General features: G+C 66.9%; 18 protein-coding genes and 1 rRNA gene. 13 read left to right on the top strand and 6 right to left on the bottom strand.

The window, feature by feature from the left end; all coding sequences use genetic code 11:
- Positions 1 to 627 precede the first annotated feature (627 nt).
- Entirely contained in the window at positions 628 to 1,431 is an 804-nt protein-coding gene (locus tag LQ955_RS09915) for an FAD binding domain-containing protein (protein WP_231027984.1), read from the top strand.
- Complete coding sequence (locus LQ955_RS09920) at positions 1,428 to 4,520, top strand: molybdopterin-dependent oxidoreductase (RefSeq protein WP_231027985.1); 3,093 nt, start codon at positions 1,428 to 1,430, stop codon at positions 4,518 to 4,520. Before LQ955_RS09915 ends, LQ955_RS09920 begins: the two co-directional genes overlap by 4 nt.
- A 52-nt stretch (positions 4,521 to 4,572) precedes the next feature.
- Here LQ955_RS09920 and LQ955_RS09925 read toward each other — a convergent pair whose 3' ends face one another.
- A complete protein-coding gene (locus LQ955_RS09925; RefSeq protein WP_231027986.1) occupies positions 4,573 to 5,721 on the bottom strand; it encodes an XdhC family protein in 1,149 nt (382 codons plus the stop codon).
- A gap of 64 nt (positions 5,722 to 5,785) precedes the next feature.
- Between LQ955_RS09925 and LQ955_RS09930 the strand changes: the two genes are divergently transcribed.
- Positions 5,786 to 7,117: an amidohydrolase family protein gene (locus LQ955_RS09930; RefSeq protein WP_231027987.1), complete on the top strand. Its 1,332-nt coding sequence runs from the start codon at positions 5,786 to 5,788 to the stop codon at positions 7,115 to 7,117.
- 225 nt (positions 7,118 to 7,342) lie between these two features.
- On the opposite strand, the gene LQ955_RS09935 is transcribed toward LQ955_RS09930, so the two are convergent.
- Together LQ955_RS09935 and LQ955_RS09940 are read right to left on the bottom strand one after the other, a co-directional pair.
- Positions 7,343 to 8,302 (bottom strand): PDR/VanB family oxidoreductase, encoded by a 960-nt coding sequence (locus LQ955_RS09935; RefSeq protein ID WP_231027988.1) that lies wholly within the window; start codon positions 8,300 to 8,302, stop codon positions 7,343 to 7,345.
- Positions 8,303 to 8,320: 18 nt separating this feature from the next.
- Positions 8,321 to 9,184 (bottom strand): helix-turn-helix domain-containing protein, encoded by an 864-nt coding sequence (locus LQ955_RS09940; RefSeq protein WP_231027989.1) that lies wholly within the window; start codon positions 9,182 to 9,184, stop codon positions 8,321 to 8,323.
- A 200-nt stretch (positions 9,185 to 9,384) separates the two neighbouring features.
- On the opposite strand from LQ955_RS09940, the gene LQ955_RS09945 reads away from it, so the two are divergent.
- The 8 genes from LQ955_RS09945 (at position 9,385) to LQ955_RS09980 (ending at position 17,281) form a co-directional block, all read left to right on the top strand.
- Complete coding sequence (locus LQ955_RS09945) at positions 9,385 to 10,668, top strand: amidohydrolase family protein (protein ID WP_231027990.1); 1,284 nt, start codon at positions 9,385 to 9,387, stop codon at positions 10,666 to 10,668.
- The gene (locus LQ955_RS09950; protein WP_231027991.1) at positions 10,665 to 11,450 is read left to right on the top strand and encodes an ABC transporter ATP-binding protein; all 786 of its coding nucleotides are present in this window, start codon (positions 10,665 to 10,667) and stop codon (positions 11,448 to 11,450) included. Before LQ955_RS09945 ends, LQ955_RS09950 begins: the two co-directional genes overlap by 4 nt.
- Positions 11,447 to 12,334, top strand: a complete 888-nt coding sequence (locus LQ955_RS09955) for an ABC transporter permease (RefSeq protein ID WP_231027992.1) — start codon at positions 11,447 to 11,449, stop codon at positions 12,332 to 12,334. The genes LQ955_RS09950 and LQ955_RS09955 overlap by 4 nt, the downstream gene beginning before the upstream one ends.
- Before the next feature lie 131 nt (positions 12,335 to 12,465).
- Entirely contained in the window at positions 12,466 to 13,644 is a 1,179-nt protein-coding gene (locus tag LQ955_RS09960) for an ABC transporter substrate-binding protein (RefSeq protein ID WP_231027993.1), read from the top strand.
- 7 nt (positions 13,645 to 13,651) lie between these two features.
- Complete coding sequence (locus LQ955_RS09965; RefSeq protein ID WP_231027994.1) at positions 13,652 to 14,413, top strand: SDR family NAD(P)-dependent oxidoreductase; 762 nt, start codon at positions 13,652 to 13,654, stop codon at positions 14,411 to 14,413.
- Positions 14,414 to 14,459: 46 nt separating this feature from the next.
- Positions 14,460 to 15,317: a creatininase family protein gene (locus LQ955_RS09970; RefSeq protein WP_231027995.1), complete on the top strand. Its 858-nt coding sequence runs from the start codon at positions 14,460 to 14,462 to the stop codon at positions 15,315 to 15,317.
- A gap of 55 nt (positions 15,318 to 15,372) precedes the next feature.
- Positions 15,373 to 16,707, top strand: coding sequence for an FAD-binding oxidoreductase (locus tag LQ955_RS09975; protein WP_231027996.1), 1,335 nt, complete (start codon positions 15,373 to 15,375; stop codon positions 16,705 to 16,707).
- Position 16,708: 1 nt separating this feature from the next.
- The gene (locus LQ955_RS09980; RefSeq protein WP_231027997.1) at positions 16,709 to 17,281 is read left to right on the top strand and encodes a pyridoxamine 5'-phosphate oxidase family protein; all 573 of its coding nucleotides are present in this window, start codon (positions 16,709 to 16,711) and stop codon (positions 17,279 to 17,281) included.
- Here LQ955_RS09980 and LQ955_RS09985 read toward each other — a convergent pair.
- Positions 17,278 to 18,477: a methylenetetrahydrofolate reductase C-terminal domain-containing protein gene (locus LQ955_RS09985; protein ID WP_255713777.1), complete on the bottom strand. Its 1,200-nt coding sequence runs from the start codon at positions 18,475 to 18,477 to the stop codon at positions 17,278 to 17,280. The genes LQ955_RS09980 and LQ955_RS09985 overlap by 4 nt on opposite strands.
- A 119-nt stretch (positions 18,478 to 18,596) precedes the next feature.
- Here LQ955_RS09985 and allB point away from each other — a divergent pair, with 119 nt between their 5' ends.
- Entirely contained in the window at positions 18,597 to 19,967 is a 1,371-nt protein-coding gene (allB, locus tag LQ955_RS09990; RefSeq protein ID WP_231027999.1) for an allantoinase AllB, read from the top strand.
- Positions 19,968 to 19,980: 13 nt separating this feature from the next.
- Entirely contained in the window at positions 19,981 to 20,886 is a 906-nt protein-coding gene (gene pucL, locus LQ955_RS09995) for a factor-independent urate hydroxylase (protein WP_231028000.1), read from the top strand.
- Between the two features lie 9 nt (positions 20,887 to 20,895).
- Here pucL and LQ955_RS10000 read toward each other — a convergent pair whose 3' ends face one another.
- Positions 20,896 to 21,387: a hypothetical protein gene (locus LQ955_RS10000; RefSeq protein ID WP_231028001.1), complete on the bottom strand. Its 492-nt coding sequence runs from the start codon at positions 21,385 to 21,387 to the stop codon at positions 20,896 to 20,898.
- Between the two features lie 88 nt (positions 21,388 to 21,475).
- Positions 21,476 to 21,592 (bottom strand): 5S ribosomal RNA (gene rrf / locus LQ955_RS10005).
- Positions 21,593 to 21,688: the final 96 nt, after the last annotated feature.

A 21,688-nucleotide genomic window follows, 5' to 3' on the forward strand; every position in this document is an offset into this window, starting at 1 on the left:
AGAGCACCGGCACCCCACACCCCCATCCGCCGCCGCCCCAGCCCGAGTCGCCGCACGCCGCGCCGCACACCGCCAGAGCGACACATGCGGACGAGATGAGCCTGCGCGCTTGTCCCTCTCGACCCAAAAGGTCGCACTCGCACGCGCAGCCGATCACGTGGGCAGCCGAAAAGCTGCGAGCGGGCGCGAAACGGCTCCCCACCCCGCCCCGGTCTCCCCGCCCGGCCCGGCCCCACGCCACCCCGCCTCGCCCCGCCCCACGCCACCCCGCCTCGCCCCGCCCCACGCCACCCCGCCTCGCCTCACCCCACCTCGCCCTACTCCACCCCACCCCGCCTCGCCCTACTCCACCCCACCCCGCCTCGCCCTACTCCACCCCACCCCGCCTCGCCCTACTCCACCCCGCCTCGCCTCACCTCACCTCACCCCGCCTCGCCCTACTCCACCCCGCCTCACCCCACCCCACCCCGCCTCGCCTCACCCCACCCCACCCCGCCTCGCCTCACCCCGCCTCGCCCTACTCCACCCCACCCCGCCTCGCCCTACTCCACCACGCCTCGCCCCACCCCACCCCACCCCGGCGCGAGCCGTTACACGCCCGACACGTTCATGGTGTCTACTTGCAGCGTGGATCTGAATACTGTCACCGACGTCAGGCTGGCCCGCAGCCGCGCCGATCTGAGCGCCCTCGGCCCAACCGTCGCACCTTTCGCCGGCGGATCAGCCCTCTTCGGCGAACCGCAGGCCCATCTCACGGGCCTCGTCGACCTGATGACGTTCGGCTGGCCCTCGCTCACGGTCACGTCCGAAGGCCTCGAGATCGCCGCCACCTGCACCCTCGCCGAGCTCTCGCGCCTGCCTGCTCAGCTCGGCTGGCAGGCGCACCATGTCTTCTTCGAGTGCTGCACGTACCTGCTCGGCTCGTTCAAAGTCTGGAACGTCGCCACCGTCGGCGGCAACATCTCCGCCTCACTTCCGGCCGGCCCCATGACCTCTCTGACCGCCGGCCTCGACGGAATAGCCCTCGTCTGGCGCGCCGACGGCTCCGACGAACGGATGCCCGTGACCGAGTTCGTCACCGGCAACAAGTCGAACGCCCTCGCTACGGGCGACATTCTGCGTTCCGTTACCATCCCGCTCGACTCCCTGCAATCGCGAGTCGCCTCGCGCAAGATCGCTCTCTCTCCTCTCGGCCGCTCCGGCCTCGTGCTGCTCGGTCGGCGCGCCGCCGACGAGACCTTCGTTCTGACCGTCAGCGGCGGAACAGTACGCCCGATTCAGCTGCGCTACCCGGATCCCCCAGACGCCGCAACACTTCGCGACGATGTGCTCGCCATCGAGGCCTGGTTCACCGATCCGCACGGCGCCGCGGACTGGCGCCGCACCGTGAGCACCGTTCTCGCAGAAGAAATCCGACAGGAGCTCGCATGACTTTCAGGGTGAACGGTTTGCCGCTCGAGAAGACCCCGCGCCCCGGGCAAGTACTGCGCACCTTTCTGCGCGACAATGAGCACTTCGAGGTCAAGAAGGGCTGCGATACCGGCGACTGCGGTGCGTGCTCGGTGCTCGTCGACGGCACGCCGGTGCACTCCTGCGTCTTTCCCGCGTACCGCGCCGACGGCCGTGAGGTCACCACGGTCGCAGGCCTCGGCACGCCCGACGATCTGAGCCCGGTGCAACAGCACTTCGTGAACGCCGCGGGGTTCCAGTGCGGCTTCTGCACCGCGGGGATGGTCGTCACGGCATCGACCCTCGAGGGTCACGACGTGGATGATCTGCCGCGCATGTTCAAAGGGAACCTCTGCCGCTGCACCGGTTACCGCGCGATTCACGACGCCCTGGCCGGCGTCGCGAATGTGGTGAGCTCATCTCTTCCAGCCGATCCCCGCGACGACGATGGCGACGACGATGCCGATGGCACGACCATCTCCGCGACGGGTGCCGCCGGCCATACGCCGTCCGGATCGCGCGGCGCCCCCGCGCCGGGCGCAGGCCCCGTGCCGCACACACAGCCCCACGCACACGGCGGCGGCACGGCAGTGCTCGAGCGAACGCTGCCGACCACCACGGGCATCCGCTCGGTCGGCCGCTCGCAGAAGTCGCCGGCCGGCTCGCGCATCGTCAGCGGAAGGGAGCCGTACACCCTCGACATCGCCGTCGCCGGGCTGCTGCACCTCGTGGTGTTGCGCAGCCCGCACGCCCACGCGCGAATCGTGTCGATCGACACCGCAGCGGCCGAAGCCCTGCCGGGCGTGGTCGCCGTCTTCACCCACGCCGATGTGCCGAAGACCCTCTTCTCGAGCGCCCGCCACGAGAACCGCACCGACGACCCCGACGACACCCTCATCCTCGATGAGGTCGTGCGTTTCGTGGGCCAGCGGGTTGCGTTCGTCGTCGCCGAATCCGTAGGCATCGCCGAGGCCGCCTGCCGCCTGCTCGACGTTCAGTACGACGTGCTGCCCGCGAACTTCGACCCCGCGCGCGCCCGCGAAGCCGGTGCACCGCTGCTGCACGCCGAGAAAGACGCCGCAGCGTCGCGCATCGCCGACCCCTCGAGCAACCTCGTCGCCGAGATGCGCGGCGAGTACGGCAGCATCGCCGAGGGACTTGCTCGCGCCGATGTCACCGTCACCGGAACCTGGCAGACCCAGCGCATCTCGGCCAGCGCCCTCGAAACGCACGGCGCCATCGGCTGGCTCGACGCCGACGCACGCCTCGTGCTGCGCACCAGTTCGCAGGTGCCGTTCCTCGTGCAGAAAGAACTCTCGCGCATTCTCGACATCGACATCGAGCGCATCCGGGTCTACACGGCGCGGGTCGGCGGAGGTTTCGGCAGCAAGCAAGAGATTCAGACCGAAGACCTCGTCGCCCTCGCGGTTCTGAAGACCGGCCGGCCCGTTCAGTACGAGATGACCCGCACCGACGAACTCACCGTGGTGCCGTGTCGTCACCCCATGCGATCGACCGTCACCCTGGGCGCCACGGCCGACGGGCGACTCACCGCCATCGACCTCACGATGCTCAGCGATACGGGCGCGTACGGAAACCACGGGCCGGGCACGATGTTCCACGCCTGCGGCGAGTCGATCAGCATCTACAACGCACCGAACAAGCGCGTCAACGCCGAGTGTGTGTACACGAACAACATGCCCTCGGGTGCATTTCGGGGCTACGGCCTCGGCCAGGTGATCTTCGGCGTCGAGTCGGCGATGGATGATCTGGCCCTCGCCCTCGGCATGGATCCCTTCGAGTTGCGGCGCATCAACGCCGTGCGCGCCGACGATCCGCTCGTCGTAACGCACGTGGAGGGCGACGACCTTTCGTTCGCCGGAAGCTACGGGCTCGACCAGTGCTTCGACCTCGCCGAGTCGGCGCTGCGCCGCGGAAACGGCGTGGGAGCGCCGCAGGGCGACGTGTGGAAGATCGGCGAGGGCGTCGCCGCAGCCATGATCGCCACCATCCCACCACGCGGGCACTTCGCCGAGGCGTCGGTGACGCTCGCCCTCGACGGCGTCTACGACCTCAACTTCGGCACCGCCGAGTTCGGCAACGGCACGTCGACCGTGCACGCACAGATCGCCGCCGAGACCCTGGGCACCTCACCCGAGCTGCTGCGCATCCGCCAGTCCGACACCGACGCGGTGCCCTACGACACCGGAGCCTTCGGCTCGGCCGGAACCGTGGTCGCGGGCCGGGCGGTGCTCGCCGCAGCGACTGCCCTGGCCGAAAAACTGCGCGAGACCGCTGAGGTCTTGACGGGCGTTCCGGCAGACAAATGGATGCTCGCGCCCGACGGCCTGCGCACCCACAACCGGCTCCTGCCGCTCACCGAGGTGGCAGCCGCTGGTGCCGCCGCGGCCCGGGCCGCGACCGCAGCCGCTCGCGTTTCGGACGCACCCGGTGCGCTCCCCGCTGCGCTCCCTTCCCCGCTCGCGGAACTCGACGCCGTCACCAGCATCGCCATCACCGAAGGTGTCGCCTCTGCCGAAGCCGAGCTCGCCGGCATCACCGCCACCGGACACCATGCCGGAGACCACCGCTCGATCGCGTTCAACGTGCAGGCCTTTCGGGTCGCGGTGAACACCGACACCGGCGAGGTGCGCATTCTGCAGTCGGTGCAGGCCGCCGACGCCGGCTTCGTGATGAACCCCGAACAGTGCCGCGGTCAGGTCGAAGGCGGAGTTGCACAGGGCATCGGAACCTCGATGTACGAAGAGATCATCGTTGACGAAGGTGTGGTGACCACTTCCGTGCTGCGTAGTTATCACCTGCCGCAGATGGCCGACGTGCCCCTCACCGAGGTCTACTTCACCTCGACGGCCGACGACCTCGGGCCCTACGGCGCGAAGTCGATGAGCGAATCGCCCTTCAACCCGGTCGCTCCGGCGCTCGCAAACGCCATTCGCCGAGCCATCGGCGTACGACCGTACGAGTTGCCGCTCTCCCGCGATCGTGTGTGGCGCCTGCTGCAGCCGGCCGATGCGGTTGCGATCGACGCCGTGCAGCTGCCCGCCGACTGAGGCCCTAGTTGCGTTCGCTGGCCCAGACAAACGTCGCTTGAGGGCTGACGTGCTATATGCCGCTTTCGGCATGTAGCGGCTCGCGGGCAGCCGTCGTGCGATGAATCGGCCCGCTGGCGTGCCTCAAGAGCCCCCCGGTCGCCGCATTCTTCACCGCCAGCACCTCCGCAAGAATCGACACAGCAGTCTCTTCGGGAGTACTCGCCCCGATATCGAGGCCGATCGGCGAATGCAGCCGCTCGAGCGCCTCGGCAGGCACCGTCTGGCGCAGCGCCGCAAGCCGGCGAGCGTGAGTACGACGGGAACCCATCGCTCCCACGTACGCGATCGGCATTCCGAGGGCTACTTCGAGCAACGGAATGTCGAACTTGTCGTCGTGTGTCAGAACACAGACCACCGTGCGGGAGTCGATCTCGGTGCGCGCAAGATACTCCGACGGCCACTCGACCACGACCTCGCTCGCCGCGGGAAATCGTTCGGCGGTCGCGAAGACGGGGCGCGCGTCGCAGATGGTGACGCGATAGCCGAGCAGCGCCGACGCGTTCGCAAGAGCCGCGGAGAAGTCGACCGCTCCGAAGATGATCATTCGCGGCGCCGACGCCGCCACCACGAACAACGCCTCGACGGGCCCGTCTTCGCAGTCCACGACAGCGAGCCCACCGCGACCGCCCGAGATGCGCGCCGCGAGCTCGCCCTGAAGCCGCCGAATGCTGTCGGCGCCGAGAGCGTTCGCACCTGCGCCCACCAGCCCGCCCGGCCCAAGGTCGTCACCCGCCGCGAGCGCAACCCCGAATGCGCTGCCGCCCACGATCAGCGCCACGCCCGCCGGCAGACCGGCCGCCGCCGCAACGAACTCGGCCCGCAACGGGCTCGCCGACCATCCCGCGCCCGGCGAAAGCCGCTGCACCACAACCTCGATTCGCCCTCCGCACGCGAGCCCCACGGCGAACGCATCGTCGTCGGAGTAGCCGAACTCCTGCCGCGACGCCTCACCGGTTCGAAGAACTTCACGGCAGGCTTCGTACACCGCGCCCTCGACGCAGCCGCCCGAAATACTGCCGATCACGGCGCCGTCATCGTCGACGGCCATGGCGGTTCCGAGGGTGCGCGGAGCGCTGCCGTTGATGCGCGTCACAGTTGCGAGGGCGAGCCGATGCCCGGCGTCGAGGCGGGGCAGCAGCGTGGCGGCGAGCTCGATCATCCGTTTCCCTCCCTGTCGAAATCGGCGACATCAGCCTGACACAAAAGCATGTTAGAACTCATTCATGCTCACCATCCGCGGCGCCGTGACCACGTTCATCGATGAAACCACAGAATACGCCGGTGACTTGTTCCTCGACGCCGGGGTGGTGACCGAACCGGATGCCCGGGGTGCCGCCGACCCGCAACTCGAGGTGATCGACGCCTCGGGCTGCGTCGTGACCCCCGGTCTCGTGAACGCCCATCACCACTTGATGCAGACCGCTTTTCGCACCCTGCCTGGCACTCGGGGTGTACCGATGGCCACGTGGCTGCCCACCATGGCTGCGGTTTATGCCGAAGTCGGCATAGACGCCGAACTCGCCTTCACCGCTGCCCGAGCCGGGCTCGCAGAAGGGCTGCTCAGCGGCGTCACCACCATCGCCGACCATCATCTCAACTGGGGCACCGCCGGCGTCGAGGACTCGGTCGCCATCGCGAGCGGCACCGCCGCTGCCGCAGAAGAGCTCGGCGCGCGCCTCGTGTTCGTGCGCGGTTCGGCACGAGACGATGCCGAACTCGCCGCCGCCTCAGCCGAGGCGATCGTCGGCGCGCTGGTCGCCGGGGCGCCCCAGGGCATCCGTGCCGACGGTCTGCTCCAGGTGGCGGTCGGCCCGGCCGGAGTGCACAGCGACAGCCCCGAAACCTTCGCGCTGCTCGGCGAGGTTGCGGCGAAATACGGGTTGCGCCGCCGCACCCAGGCGAACGAACAGGTCGACGTGGTGATCGCCCTCGAAAAGTACGGCAGACGGCCGATCGACCTGCTCGAAGAATGGGGATGGCTCGCGCCCGACGTCACGGTCGCCCACCTCTGCGCCGTCACGCCCGACGAGATTGCGCGCCTCGCCGCCGCCGGCGTCACCGGCACACACGCACCCGCCTGCGACCTGCCGATGGGCTGGGGAATCGCGCCTGTCGCGGCCCTGCGCGCGGCAGGCGTCACCATGGGTCTCGGCACCAGCGGCGGCGGCAGCAACGATGCCGGTCACCTGCTGGCGGATGCTCGGCTCGCCATGCAGGTCGCCCCTCTCGTCGGCCCGCCGATACCGGCGCGCGAGGCGCTCAGTATGGCGACGAAGGGCTCTGCGCTCGGCCTCGGACGCCCCGAACTCGGCTCGCTCACTCTGGGCGACGCGGCCGACGTCTGCGTCTGGGACGTCTCCGGGGTCGCCGACGCCGCCGTCGCCGACCCCGTGGCCGGCCTGCTCTGGGCGAACCCCGGTCGTCGCCCGAAACACGTCATCGTGGCGGGCCGCGTCGTCGTGCGCGACTACCGCCTCGTCTCCGCCGACGAGCGCACCGTCACGACCGCCCTCGAAGACCTCCTCGCCTCTCGTCGCAAACATTCCGCCCACTGACGCGCATCCGCCGAAAAAAGGTGCCCACTAGCGCCCCCGGGCTCCTACGCCATGCGAGATCGGCAGAACGCGGCGACCGCGCTCGTCGCGTTCTGCGAGAGTAGCGGCCAGAACAGTGGCATGAACGGCCAGTCGCAATGTGCGCCGTCCCCACCGGGCCACTCCGCGCGCCGCGAGCGGCACGCGGAGCCTCGGGCCGGCGTGGGCCCAGAGGCGGCGGCGCACCTATAGATCCAGAACGAGCCGCGGGCACGCGGCACGTGAAACGCAGATCATCATCGTGTCGTTCGCTTCTTGCTCCTCGGGCGTCAGCACCGAGTCGCGGTGGTCGATCTCGCCCGACACGACGGGCGTCTCGCACGTGCCACAGGTTCCCTCGCGGCACGACGACAGCACAAGCACGCCCGCCTCCTCGGCGACCTCGAGAATGCTCTTCTCGGGCGGAACCGTCAGGGTCATTCCGCTCAGCTCGAGTTCGACCTCGAACGAGTCGGCGAACACCGGCTCGCCGGCGGCGACGGCCTCGAACCGCTCGAGGTGCAGCGCGCCAGACGGCAGCGAATCCGCGAGCGCGAGTGCGGCATCCAGCAGCCGGGCCGGCCCGCAGCTGTACACGAGTGTCGAGGGCGTCACGGCAGCGAACAACGTGGGCAGCGCCAGGCGTTCACCCGCGTCGCCGGCATAGATCGTGACGCGCTCCGGATGCTCGGACTTGAGCTCGGCGGCGAACGCCATCGATCCGTGCGAGCGCCCCGCGTACGCGAGCGACCACTCCGCCCCGGCAGCTTCGGCGGCAGCGATCATCGGCAGCAGCGGCGTGATGCCGATGCCCCCGGCGACGAACAGATACGCGGGTGCCGCAACGAACTCGAAGTGATTCAGCGGCCCCCGCACATGCACCGACGAACCGATCGATAGCGACCCGTGAACGAATTCCGACCCGCCCCGGCCGCTCGGCTCACGCAGCACGGCGACCTTCCACGCAGAACGATCCGCCGGATCCGAGCAGAGCGAGTACTGCCGTTCCAGCCCGGGCTGCAACACCAGATCGATGTGCGCGCCCGGCAGCCATTCCGGCAGGTCGCTGCCGTCCGGTCGAGCGACGGTCACGAGTACCACGTCGTCGGCGACGACAGAGAGCTCTGTCACGACGGCGTCGAAGTCGGCGAGTGGATGCACGGTCACAACAGGCTCATTTCAGATTCATTCGGCGCGTCGGTGCCCGATGCCCACTGCGGGCACCGTCTCGAACGACGGCGGCGTCTCGACCGCTGGCGACCACTCGTCCGCCGGCACCGTCTCGTCCGCGGGCACCGTCTCGAACGACGTCGCCGGAGCGAACGTGGCCGCCGTCTCCGCCTTGCTCCAGAGCGTCACCCGCGCGGGCACGCCGTTCTGCCCCGGCGTGAAGCGCTGCTTCACGATCAGCAGCCGGTACGGACTCGGCGTCGCCGACCGCCAGCGGTGCGCGGTTCCGCCGACGAAATACAACGAGTCGCCGGCGGCCAGCGTATTCAGCCCCGCCTCGTCGAGATCGACCACGATCTCTCCGTCGATCACGGTGATGAACTCGTCTTCGGCGTGCCGGTAGAAATCGCCGAAGGTCTGGTTCTGCCCGCAGAACTCCATGGGCTGAAACTTCGCCCGGGCATCCACCAGCAGCCGCCCCTGCCCCTCGGCATACGGCCCGCGGGTGCCCTCGGCGGCTCGAATCAGCGTCGATGCCGTCGACTCGACCCCGGCCGTAGCAGACGGCGAACCAGCAACCGTGCCGCCGGCGCCCGCACCACCGACCCCCACGCCACTCTCTGCCGCACCGGCGAGCAGGTCGAGCTGGCTGGTTTCAAGCGCCCGCGCGATGCGCTCGAGCGACGTCATGCTCGGCCGCGCGTGCCCCCGCTCCAGCTGCGAGAGAAACGGATGCGAGAGGTTCGACAGCCGCGCCAATTCGACCAGCGTCATCGACTTCGAGAGCCGTGACGCACGAATGGCCGCGCCGAGTTGCAGCGTCTGCAGATCGAGCGCTTCGGTGATGGCGGGAATCTGGTGCTCCTTTCGAGACCTCACGACAGACAGTAATCGCTTCGTGCACCGATTCTGCAATCCGTGTCGCCCAGGCTTAACACGTCGAAATGTTCGCGTTACACGCCCGAAACGCGCCGAACGTAGATTTTCACATGTTGAGCACATCAACATCAGCACGATCTCCCAACGTCGAGACGATCGATCACCCGATCAGCACACATCATTCTCAGGAGGCGAGCACGATGAGCCGCCTGCCCCTGCGCTTGAGCCTTCTGCAGAACGCAACACTCGCCGACGGATCGACCTGCGACGTCTCCCTCGCGAGCGGTCTCGTGACCGGCATTTCGCCGGCGAATTCCACTCCTCCGCAGCCCGGCAGCACCCTCGACCTCACCGGCTTTCTGCTGCTGACGGCCCCTGCCGAACCGCATGCCCACCTCGACAAGGCCCTCTCGTGGGACGCGATCAACCCCCCGATGGGCGACCTGGTCTCGGCCATCATGGCCTGGCGCGAGTACGCCGCCACGATGACCACCGAATCGATCGCCGAGCGCGCCCGGGCCGCAGCACTCCTTGCGCTGAGACAGGGCACCACCGCCATTCGAAGCCACGTCGACATTCTGCTGAGCAGCGATCCGCTGCGAGGAGTGAAGGCTCTGCTTCAGGTTCGGGATGAACTGCGAGGCCTCATCGACATCGAACTCGTCGCGCTAGCGAGCTCCGACGCACCCGACGCCGACATCGAAGCGGCCATCGACCTCGGCGTCGACCTGGTCGGCGGCGCCCCTCATCTCGCGCCCGACCCCAGTGCCGATCTGCAGCGGTTGCTGCGCATCGCGGAACGCAAGGGCGTCGGCGTCGACATCCATACCGACGAAGGCCTTGGCGGTCCGCTCACCCTGGGCGAGCTGGCGACCGCCGTGCGCGACTGGCCGGCGGACCGCAACCGCAGCGCCGGGCACTGCGTGCGTCTCGGCACGCTCGAAGCCGCTGAACTCGGCGAGGTTCTGACCGAGGTGAAGGCGGGCGACGTCGGCATCATCAGCCTGCCGATCACCAACCTCTACCTGCAGGGCTGGGAACACCCGGTGGCCACCCCGCGTGGGCTCACGGCTATTCGCGCCGTGCTCGATGCGGGCATCCGGTTCGCCGCCGGCGCCGACAACGTGCGCGATCCGTTCAACCCGGTCGGTCGCAGCGACGCGCTCGAGACCGCTTCACTGCTCGTCACGGCCGGTCATCTCACCCTCGACGAGGCGTACACCGCCATCAGCGACGGTGCCCGATCGGTGATGGCGCTGCCTCTGGCCGGCGTCGCCGTCGGAGCGGCCGCCGAACTGCTGGCCGTTCGCGGCGTCTCGCTCTCTGATGTCATCGCCAACGGCTCCGCCGACCGCTATGTGATCCACGCCGGCAACCTGGTTGCCCAGAGCTCGGTGTCGTACGACGTCGCCGAGCCCTCGCTGCTTACCGCCCCTCCCGTGCTCCACCCGTCTCTCAACGAAACCGAGGTGATGCTGTCGTGACCGTCACAGCACCCGCACCAACCAACACGCAGACATCGGCAACCGATGTACTGCTCGACTTCTCGAATGTCGAGATGACCTTTCCCGATGGCACGATCGCGTTGCACGGGGTCGATCTGGTCGTCAAGCGCGGTGAGTTCGTCACCGTGGTCGGCCCCTCGGGCTGCGGCAAGAGCACGCTGTTGCGCATCGCATCAGGGCTCGAAACCGCGTCGAACGGCGTCGCCGAGGTCGGCACAGACCGCATCGGGTACGTGTTCCAGGATGCGACACTGCTGCCCTGGCGCAACGTGACCGCTAACGTCGAACTGCTGGCCGAACTGCACGGCGAGACGAAAAAAGACCGCGCTGCGAAGGCACGAGAGGCCATCGAGCTGGTGGGCCTCGGCGGCTTCGAGAAGCACCTGCCCAAGGCGCTCTCTGGCGGAATGAAGATGCGCGCCTCGCTCGCCCGCTCCCTGACGCTCGACCCGGAGCTCTTCTTGTTCGACGAGCCGTTCGGCGCCCTCGACGAGATCACTCGCGAGCGCCTCAACGACGAACTCATCGGGCTTTTCAATGCCAAGCAGTTCGCCGGGCTGTTCATCACACATTCCGTCTCTGAGGCGGTCTACATGTCGACGAAGGTCGTGGTGATGTCGGGCCGACCGGGCACGATCGTCGAGACATTCGACGTTCCGTTTCCGCCCACTCGCGATCCGGAGGTGCGATTCACTCCCGAATTCGCTGCGCTGGTCGGAGAGGTTTCTCACGCCCTCCGGAAAGGACACGGCCACTCATGACCACCATCTCGAACGAAACGACCGTGGGCGACGGCATCGATAACATCGAAGGCCACCCGACTCCCGAACTGCCCGCAACGCTCTCGACGACACCCGCCAAGAAAAGGAAGCGCGGCCTCTCGCGCTGGCTGCCACCAGTTCTCGTCTTTCTCGGCATCGTCGTCGTCTGGTACATCATCAGCCTCTTCGTGCTCGACCCGCATCTGCGCTTCTTGCTGCCTCTACCCCAAGACATCCTCTTCAAGGGGTTCCTCGACCCGCTTTCGTTCAACGCGCTGATTGTCGCGCTGTACCAGACCATCATCGTCGCCATGCTCGGGCTTGCGATCGCCATCGTGATCGGTGTCATCTGGGCGATCGCCATGTCGCAGGCGAAATGGGTGGAACGCTCGCTGTTCCCGTACGCGGTGATTCTGCAGTGCATCCCGATCCTCGCGCTCGTTCCGCTCATCGGATTCTGGTTCGGCTACGAGTTCCCCTCGCGCGTTCTGGTCTGTGTGATGATCGCGTTGTTCCCGATGGTGAACAACACTCTTTTCGGTCTGCAGTCGGTCGACAAGGGCCACAAAGAACTCTTCAAGCTGCAGGGCGCCAGCCGCTGGACCACGCTCGGCAAACTCTCGCTGCCCGCCGCGCTGCCCGCCATCTTCGCCGGCATGCGCATCTCAGCAGGTCTCGCCGTCGTCGGTGCGATCGTCGGCGACCAGTTCTTTCGCCGGGGAACACCGGGCCTGGGCATTCTGATCAGCAACTACAGTTCACGCCTGCAAGGTGAGCAGTTGTTCGCGACCATCATCACCGCTGCCCTGTTCGGCGTCGTCGTCTTCTGGCTGTTCGGCCTGCTCGGCCGGCGCGCCGTCGGCAAGTGGTACGACTTCACCTAAACAAGCGCATCGCACCGCACACGACGCACCCCCACGCATTCCCTACCACCACGCACGCGGCACCCCCACAGATGTTCCACCCGCACCAACAGCACCGCACCGCACCTGCACACATCCCGAAGGAGTAGTAAATGCACAAACGTTCGAAGAGGGTCGCCTTCGCCGGCGGCCTCGCCGTTCTCAGCATGGTGGCCCTGGCCGCCTGTAGCTCGGGCTCGTCGACCAGCACTCCGGCCGCGACTGCCGCCTCCGGTGGGGTCGACCTCGCCGCAGCCGGATGCCCGGCCACTGTCGTGATTCAGACCGACTGGAACCCCGAGGCCGAACACGGTCACCTGTACCAGATGCTCGGCCCGAACCCGACGATCGACGCCAACAAGAAGTCGGTCTCCGGACCCCTCTACGCTGACGGCGCCCCCACCGGTGTCAACCTCGAGATCCGCTCGGGCGGCCCGGCCATCGGGTTCCAGACGGTGACCAGCCAGATGTACGCCGACACCAGCATCACCCTCGGCTACGTCACCACCGACGAAGCGGTTCAGCTCTCGGCCGACCAGCCCACCACGGCCGTCTTCGCTCCGCTCGACAAGACGCCGCTCATGATCATGTGGGACCCGACCACCTACCCGAACGTCAAGACCATCGCCGACTTGGGCAAGCAGCTCCAGCCCGGCAAGGTCGTTCGCTACTTCGGCGGCTCGGCGTACATGGACTACTTGACCAGTTCGGGCATCCTGAGCAAGAGCCAGGTCGACGGCAGCTATGACGGCACCCCGGCGAGCTTCGTGGCCGACCAGGGAGCGTCGGGCCAGCAGGGCTTCGCGAGCGCTGAGCCCTACCAGTACCAGTACGAGGTGCCGGCCTGGGGCAAGGCCGTCAACTACCAGACGCTGAACGATGCCGGTTACCCGGTCTACGCTTCAGCAGTCTCGGTTCGCACCGCCGATGTGTCGACGCTCTCGAGCTGCCTCACCAAGCTGGTTCCGATCATGCAGCAGGCCGAGGTCGACTACTTCGCGAACCCCGCGCCGGTCAACTCGCTGATCTTGAACCTGGTCACCCAGTTCAACACCGGCTGGGTCTACTCGCAGGGCATGGCCGACTACTCGGTCAAGACCCAGGTCGACAAGGGAATCGTCGGCAACGGCGACAACTCGACGCTCGGCGACATGGACACGGCTCGCGTTCAGAAGATCATCGACATCGACACGCCGATCTACGCGGCTGGTGGAAAAGCGGTGAAGGCCGGGCTCACTCCTGCCGACATCTTCACCAACCAGTTCATCGACACCTCGATCGGAATGAAGTAACTCCATCATGACCACGACTCCGCCGGTGACGAATGCGCGCCTTCAGGGCAAGCGCATCATCGTCACCGGCGGGGCCCGTGGCATCGGTGCCTCCATCGCCGCCCGCGTGGCGGCCGACGGCGCCGACGTCGTGATTCTCGACCTGCTCGAAGAGCAAGGCGTCGCCACCGCCGAGCGAATCGGTGGCCGTTTTCTGCGTGTCGACCTCAGCGACGAAGCGGATGCCCGCGGTCAAGTCGGCGCGGCCATCAACACGCTCGGCGGGGTCGACGTGCTCATCAACAATGCGGGCATCCTGCGCTTCTCCCCCTTGCTCGACATCTCGGTGGCGGACTGGGATGCGATGTTCACCATCAACACCCGCTCGATGCTGCTCACCACCCAGGTGGCGGCGAAGTGGATGATCGGGGCTGGCCGCCCCGGCAAGATCATCAATATGGCGAGCATGGGCGGCAAGTCCGGCGGGGCGGGCCAAGCGCACTACGCCGCCTCGAAGGCCGCCGTCATCGCCCTCACCCGGGTCACCGCCCTCGAACTCGGCTGCGAGTCGATCACCGCCAACTGCATCTGCCCCGGTTACGTCTTGACCGAGATGGGAGCAGCAACCCGCACCGCAGAAGACATCGCCGAATGGAGCAGTTACTCGCCCCTCGGGCGCTTGGCCGAACCCGACGACGTGGCCGGAGTCGCGGCTTTTCTCGCCTCCGCAGACGCCGACTACCTCACCGGGCAGGCCTTTAACGTCACCGGCGGAATGATCATGCACTGACGCTTCAGCTTCACAACCACGCATCGCCCCCACAGCAAGGATTCACATGTCACGCAACCTCGTCGAGCTCTCTAGCATCGCCGCCGTCGAGGCACTGCGCCACGACTCGGTGATTGTGCTGCCCACTGGCGCCATCGAACACCACGGCCCCCATCTGCCGCTCTCGACCGACTTTCTCGTCGCCGAAGAGTCGGCGAAGGCCGCCGTCGACCTCGCTGCCGAGGCCGGAGTGAACGCCTGGCTGCTGCCGGGCCTCGCCTATACCAAGTCCGACGAGCACCACTGGGCTCCGGGTACCGTCTGGCTGAGCTGGGAGACGCTCATGCAGACCATCGTCGAGATCGGCGAATCCATCGCACAGACGCCCTGCACCCGGCTCGTTTTCTACAACGGCCACGGCGGCAACGTCGCCCTGCTGCAGGTCGCCTGCCGCGAGCTACGGCGCCGGTTCGGTCTGCAGACCTTTCTCATCGGCGGCGGCATGCCGGCCAACGGCGGCGCGAAGTCGGGTGAGAACGAGTTCGGTCTCGGTATCCACGGCGGCCACGTCGAGACCAGCGTCGTGCTGCATCTGCGCCCAGAACTCGTCGATATGAGCCGTGCGGTACGCAGCGTGCCCGAGCATTTGCTCGACTACCAGTACGTCGGCTTCGGCAAACCCGTCAGCTTCGGCTGGGTCAGCAACGATTTCTCGCCCGGCGGGGTCATCGGCGACCCGACCGAGGCCACGGCCGAATTCGGCAAGGCGCATTTCGAAGCGAACGTGGCCCAGGCGGCTGCCGCTCTCGCCGAGATCGCCGTCTTCAGCCCGGCGCCGACAAACGCGCGCATCGGTTTCAGCCCGGCCCCCGTTGTCGAATCGCCCCCCGCCCCGCCCAAACGCATCGGCTTCAGCGCGGTCTGACCGACCCGCCCTCACTTCGCAAGACTCTCCGCTCACGATCGCAAGGAAGCACAGCATGACCGACCACACCCCCGACATCGACGCTCTCGCGGCTGAACTGCGCGAACTCCTCGGCGACAGAGCCGTCACCACCGAGCTCCGGGCGCGCGAGAAGGCCTCGGTCGACGGCGCCTACCTCTCCCCGATTCTCGCCGAGCAGTTGCCGCTCGGTCTCGCCGACCTGGTGGCCTTTCCTACCTCCGCCGAACAGATCGCCGAGACCATCGGTGCGGCGGTGCGCCACCACGTGCCGATCACGCCGCGGGGCAAGGGCACGGGCAACTACGGCCAGGGCATCCCGATGCAGGGCGGCCTCGTGCTCGACATGTCGAAAGCGCGCGGCGTCATCGAGGTGGGCGACGGCTTCATCACCGTCGAGGCCGGCACCCCCATGGTCATGATCGAACAGGCGGCGAACGCGGCCGGCCAGCAGATTCTGATGTACCCCTCGACCGCGCAGTCCACCATCGGCGGTTTTCTCTCCGGCGGCTCGGGCGGCACGGGGTCGATCAAACACGGCTCGAACCACATCGGTTTCGTTCGCGCCCTCGACGTGGTGCACGCGGTTCCGGATGCTCGGCTCATCCATGTCGAAGGCACCGCCGCTGAGCCCTACGTTCACACCTACGGAACGCTCGGCATCATCGCCAGAGCCACCCTGCAGCTCGAACCCCTGCAGAATTGGCGAGGACTCTACGCCAGCTTCGATACCTTCGACGACGCCCTCTCTGTCATCCGCGAGATCGGCCTGCTCGAGCCCACTCCACGGCTGGTCTCGGCCGACCTGCCCGTTCTGGCCAATGCCCTGCCCGACGACCCGGCGATTCCGAAAGACCGCGCGAGCCTGCGCGCGATTCTCGACGCCGACACCGTCGAGGCGGCCAGCGCGCTGATCTTCGGCGCCGGCGGACGCATCGAAGACGTTCGCGAGGGAGCGGCCGCATCGATGAAGATCAGCATGCTTTCGTACAACCACCCCATCGAGTGGCTGCAGAAGAGCGACCCGGGAAAGTACTTTCACGTCGAGGTCGCCGGAGACGCCCTCGTCGAGCGCATCGACGAGGTTCACGCGATCTACAACGGCGGAATGCTGCACATCGAAGCGCAGCACGGCCGGCCGATCGGAATGCTCGCGGGCATCTACGAGAGCAAAGAGCAGGTCTACGCGGGCTTCGACGCCCTGGCCGCCATCGGTGTCGGCTCCCACAACCCGCATCACTGGGAGGTCGATCACGAAGTCGAGCGCACTCGCCGTCTCGCCGCCGACACCGATCCCGAGGGCCTGTTCAACCCCGGCAAGCTGCCCGCCGAGGGAGTCGCTCCGGTCGCGGGCGCCGGAAAGGTGACCTGAGGTGACAGCGCCTTACCTCGACGAGCTCGCCGAGTGGCTGCCCGCGAACGACGTGCCGGCCAGGCCGCTGATCGCGCTCTCGACGATCTCGCCCGACGGTTACCCCGACACCCGGCACGTGCTGCTGAGCGAGTACACCGACGAGCGGTTCTCCTTTCATACAGATGCCCGCTCCCGCAAACTCGCTCAACTCGAGTTCGCCCCCCGTGCGTCGTTCGCCGTCGCATGGCCCGAGCTCGGGCGTCAGCTGATCGTCGTCGGCGATGTCGAGGCGGTCACTGACGAAGAAGCGCAGCGCGTCTACCAGCACCGCTCGTACTACCTACAGGTGCTGGCCTGGCTGAACGATGCCGAGTACGCGGCCCTGCCCCTGGCCGAACGGCAGCGCATCTGGGCGGAGTTCGAGGCCGAGCATCCCGTTGGCACGCTCACCCCGCCGCCGACGTGGGCCGGCACAGCCATTCGACCGAGACGCGTCACCTTGTGGCACGGACGCCCCGACGCCGCGAGCCGCCGCACCGAATACACCCGCGCCGACGACGGAACGTGGTTGACCACGATTCTGCCCGGCTAGACCCGCCCATGATCATCGAACACCCGCAGTCGAGTGCCAGCCGCCACGAGCACCATGGCTTCGGCGAAGTGCTCTTCGCGCCCGTCGGCCGGGCCCCCAGACAGGTTGACTCCGACCACGCCATCGAGCGCGAGCAGTTCTTCGCTCAGGTCGATGGCCGCCGCAATGCCTTCAGCGAAGACGTCGCGTGCGCCGAGAATGCGCTCGAGGTAACCCTCGGGCAGCACGAGCGTCGTGAACGAAGCGAGCAGCTCGGCACTGCCGCGATCCACGACGAGCGGAACACACGCGATGAAACGCACCGGTTGTCTCGCACCGGCCGGCGAGTGGGAGGGCGCATCGGACTGCGGTTCGGCCTGCGTTTCGGCCGCCTCGAGTGCGCGAACCTCGGCGATGAAGCGCTCGACCGGTCCGGCCCCGCCGCAATGGTTGACGAATGCGAGATCGGCGCCCGCCTTGACCTTCTCGATCAGCCGGGCCGCGCGATGCGTCGTGGGCGGAGTGGCCGGGGCCTCCCCCACCGACACCAGGTGACCGGATGCCCGGGCGAGAGCCGCGACCCGCGTGGAGTCGAGGTCGAACACCGGCTGGGCATCCGGCCTGTTGCCGGTGAGAGTATGGTCGCCCGTGACACAGTGCACGGCGGCCACACCGACGGCGGCCAGCCCCGCGAGCTCACCCTCGATCGCCACCCGATTGCGGTCTCGGCAGTTCACGCCGATGAATGCGGCGAGCCCGGTCTCTTGGATCAGTTGAGCCCGATACGTCGGAGCGAATTGCACCCGCTGCGCACCGGAGTCGCCCGAGAGCGCCGCATCCACTGTTCTCGTCATGATCTCGGCGCAGCGCCTGGCCGACTCGACATCGAGTGCCCGAGCCGGAAAGTCACCGACCACGATCTGACGCCGGCCGAGCACCGCGCGCAGCCGCGCTCCGACCGATTCGGCGCCTCCGGATTCGGTGTCTCCCGACGAACTCGGCGCCGCCGCACCAGCCCGGCCCTGGATCCCTCGTGCAACCGGCTCCCCCGGCCACCGCACCGTCGGGGCATCCAGAAACACGCAGCGGTTCGGTGCCACCTCGCACGAACCGTCGAATTCCACACCGCCGCACGGCCCGAACTGCATCTTCTTCGGGCAGGTGAAATCGTCGATGGCGGACTTCATCGAGAGCGTCTCCTTGCTGCAACCGGTGATGGCCTCAGGCTAGCGTCGCCGTGTGTCGGCCACGTTTCACACTCTCGAAATACCGGCAGGACCAAAAAGTTAGGCTGGAAAATGCGCCACAGCACGACCCGAACCACCTGGAGAATTGCGTGAGTGAACCCTACGACCTGGTCGTGCGATCGACGCGAGCCTACGTCGACGGAGCCTTCCGGCCTGCCGCACTTGCTGTGACGAACGGCGTGATCGTCGCCATCGGCGAAGTGGATGCTCCCTTCGACGCCCTCGAAGACATCACCCTGCCCGATTCCCGCGTTCTGCTGCCGGGCGTCGTCGACTCGCACGTACACGTCAACGAACCCGGGCGCACCGATTGGGAGGGCTTCGCCAGCGCGACAAAAGCCGCCGCAGCGGGCGGTGTGACGACCATCATCGACATGCCGCTCAACAGCATCCCGCCCACCACGACGCCAGAGGCACTCTCCCTCAAACGCGAAGCGGCCGCCCGCCAGGCCACGGTCGACATCGGCTTCTGGGGTGGCGCCATTCCGTCGAGCCTCACCCACCTCGAACCGCTGCACGACGCCGGTGTTTTCGGCTTCAAGGCGTTTCTCTCGCCCTCAGGTGTCGACGAGTTCCCTCATCTGAGCACCGAGCAGCTGCACGCGGCCCTGCAGGAACTCGCCGCCTTCGACGGGCTTCTCATCGTTCACGCCGAAGACCCCGGAGTTCTGGCCGAGCACGAGAACGCCGGCGGCGTGGGCTACGAAGACTTCGTCGCCAGCAGGCCCGAACAGGCCGAGAAGACAGCGATCGAACACGTCATCGAGGGACTTCGGGCGACCGGCGCTCGCGCGCACATTCTGCATCTCTCGTCGGCAGGGGCGCTGCCGATCATCCGTGCCGCCAAGGCCGAAGGGTTGCGACTCACCGTCGAGACCTGCCCGCACTACCTGAGCTTCGCGGCCGAAGGCATTCCCGATGGCGCGACACAGTACAAGTGCTGCCCGCCGATTCGTGACGAGGCCAACCGCGAACTGCTCTGGCAGGCGCTTCTGGCGGGCGACATCGACCTCATCGCCTCCGACCACTCGCCGAGCACCCGGGAGCTCAAACTGGGGCACGGTGGAGACTTCGGTCTCGCCTGGGGCGGAATCTCCGGTCTGCAGGTCAGTCTTCCGGCGGTGTGGACTGCCGCGCGCGCCCAGGGCATCGATCTCGGAAAGGTGATCGAGTGGATGAGCGTGTCGACCGCTCGCTTAGCTGCACTTTCGACGAAGGGCACGCTCGCGGCCGGCTTCGACGCCGACTTCATCGACTTCGCACCCGACGAGACCTTCACCGTCATCGCCGAGCATCTCGAACACAAGAACAAGCTGACCGCCTTCGAAGGAACCGACCTGCACGGTGTCGTGCACACGACCTGGTTACGCGGCACTCCGGTCTTCACCGTCGACGACCTCGTCACCCCGGTCGCGCTCGCAGGCGCACTCGTCACCCCCTATTCCTCTACCCCTCACTGACAGGAGAACACCCGTGGCCATTGTTCTGGGCTCAAACCGTTACGGCAAAGCAGAAAACCGCGTCGTACGCATCTACCGCGATTCCGAGCGGCACGAGATTCGCGACATCAACGTATCGAGCGCACTACGCGGCGACTTCGCCGACGCGTACCTCACCGGTGATCAGTCGAAGATCCTGCCCACCGACACGCAGAAGCAGACGGCGTACTCGTTCTCGAAAGAGAAGGGTCTCACGTCGATCGAGACCTACGCGCTCGAGCTCGGCGCGCACTTCGTCGACAGCGTCGAATATGTGAAGAGCGCGCGCATCGAAGTCGAAGAATTCGAGTGGCAGCGTGTGCTCGTCGACGGCACCGAGCACAACCACACGTGGGTTCGCAAAGGGCAGGAGACGCGCACCGCAGCGGTGACGGTCACGGGCTCGGGCGACGACCGCAGCAACATCGTCATCGGCGGATTCAAAGACCTGATCATCCTGAAGTCGACCGGTTCTGAATTCTCCGGGTTCTACGAAGACCCGTACACCCTGCTCGAGCCCACGACCGATCGTGTCATGGCGACGTCGCTGGTGGCCAAGTGGCGCTTCACCTCGACCGACGTCGACTGGGAGGCGACGTATCTCGGCATCAAACAGATCATCATCGAGACCTTCGCCACGCTGCATTCGCTCGCCTTGCAGCAGACCCTTTACGAGATGGGCAAGGCGGTTCTCGAAGCCTACGACTTCATCGCTGAAATCCGTTTTTCAGCGCCGAACAAGCATCATTTCTTGTACAACCTGGCACCCTTCGGCGTAGAGAACAACAACGAGGTCTTCAATGCGGATGACCGCCCCTACGGCCTCATCGAAGCAACCGTCATTCGCGACGAGGTGCCGCCGGCGCCCGAGGCCTGGGATACGTACACCGGTCTCGTCTAGCCTGCACGATCAATACTGCGGCGGCCAGTCGAACGCGGGGCTCGGTACTGCAACCGCGCCCCGCGGTGTGAACACCAGGTCGATGTCCATCCTGTTCGTCAGAACGATCTGTGCTGGATCTCCTGAGTAAGGCGCCTGGTTCACGAAGACGGTGAAGTTCTCTGTCGACGACTGCTGCACCCCGCCCACCCCGGAAGGCTGTAGGGCCAGACCCCACTCATCGAAAAATCGGCCGAGCTCGAACGTCTCCTGAACGGGCGACTCGACGTGCAGGATGCCCGTGGTGTCGTGCGTGTGCAAAGGCTGTGTCACGCCCGTCACCGCGTTAATACCTGTATTCGCGGGCACGGTCTGCTCGACGCCGTTGATCGAAACCGTCAGATGAGCGTGGATGTGCTCGGGCACCGGAGCAACTCGCACGGCAAGCAGTAGCACGGCCGCACAGAGCGCAGCGAGCAGCACCGCGATCGCCCAGAACGGAAGGTGCCACGCTTTTGTCATGCGGTAACGCTAGCCGTCGCAGCCGTATTCGCACTGTTAAAGCGAAAGAGCCCAGCTCCCGAAGGGGCTGGGCTCTTTCTCAAGTTGAGTCCGGCGGTGTCCTACTCTCCCACAAGGTCTCCCTTGCAGTACCATCGGCGCTGAGAGTCTTAGCTTCCGGGTTCGGAATGTTGCCGGGCGTTTCCCTCTCGCTATGGCCACCGAAACATGTTCGACCTTTTTTACGGTCATTGAATGTTTCTGCAGTTGCTGCAGTATTCAGTTGTGTTGTCACCACAGTATGTGTGTGGTGGGTTACCCG

The organism is Subtercola endophyticus (assembly GCF_021044565.1).
In the GTDB taxonomy this organism is placed as follows: Bacteria; Actinomycetota; Actinomycetes; order Actinomycetales; family Microbacteriaceae; genus Subtercola; species Subtercola endophyticus.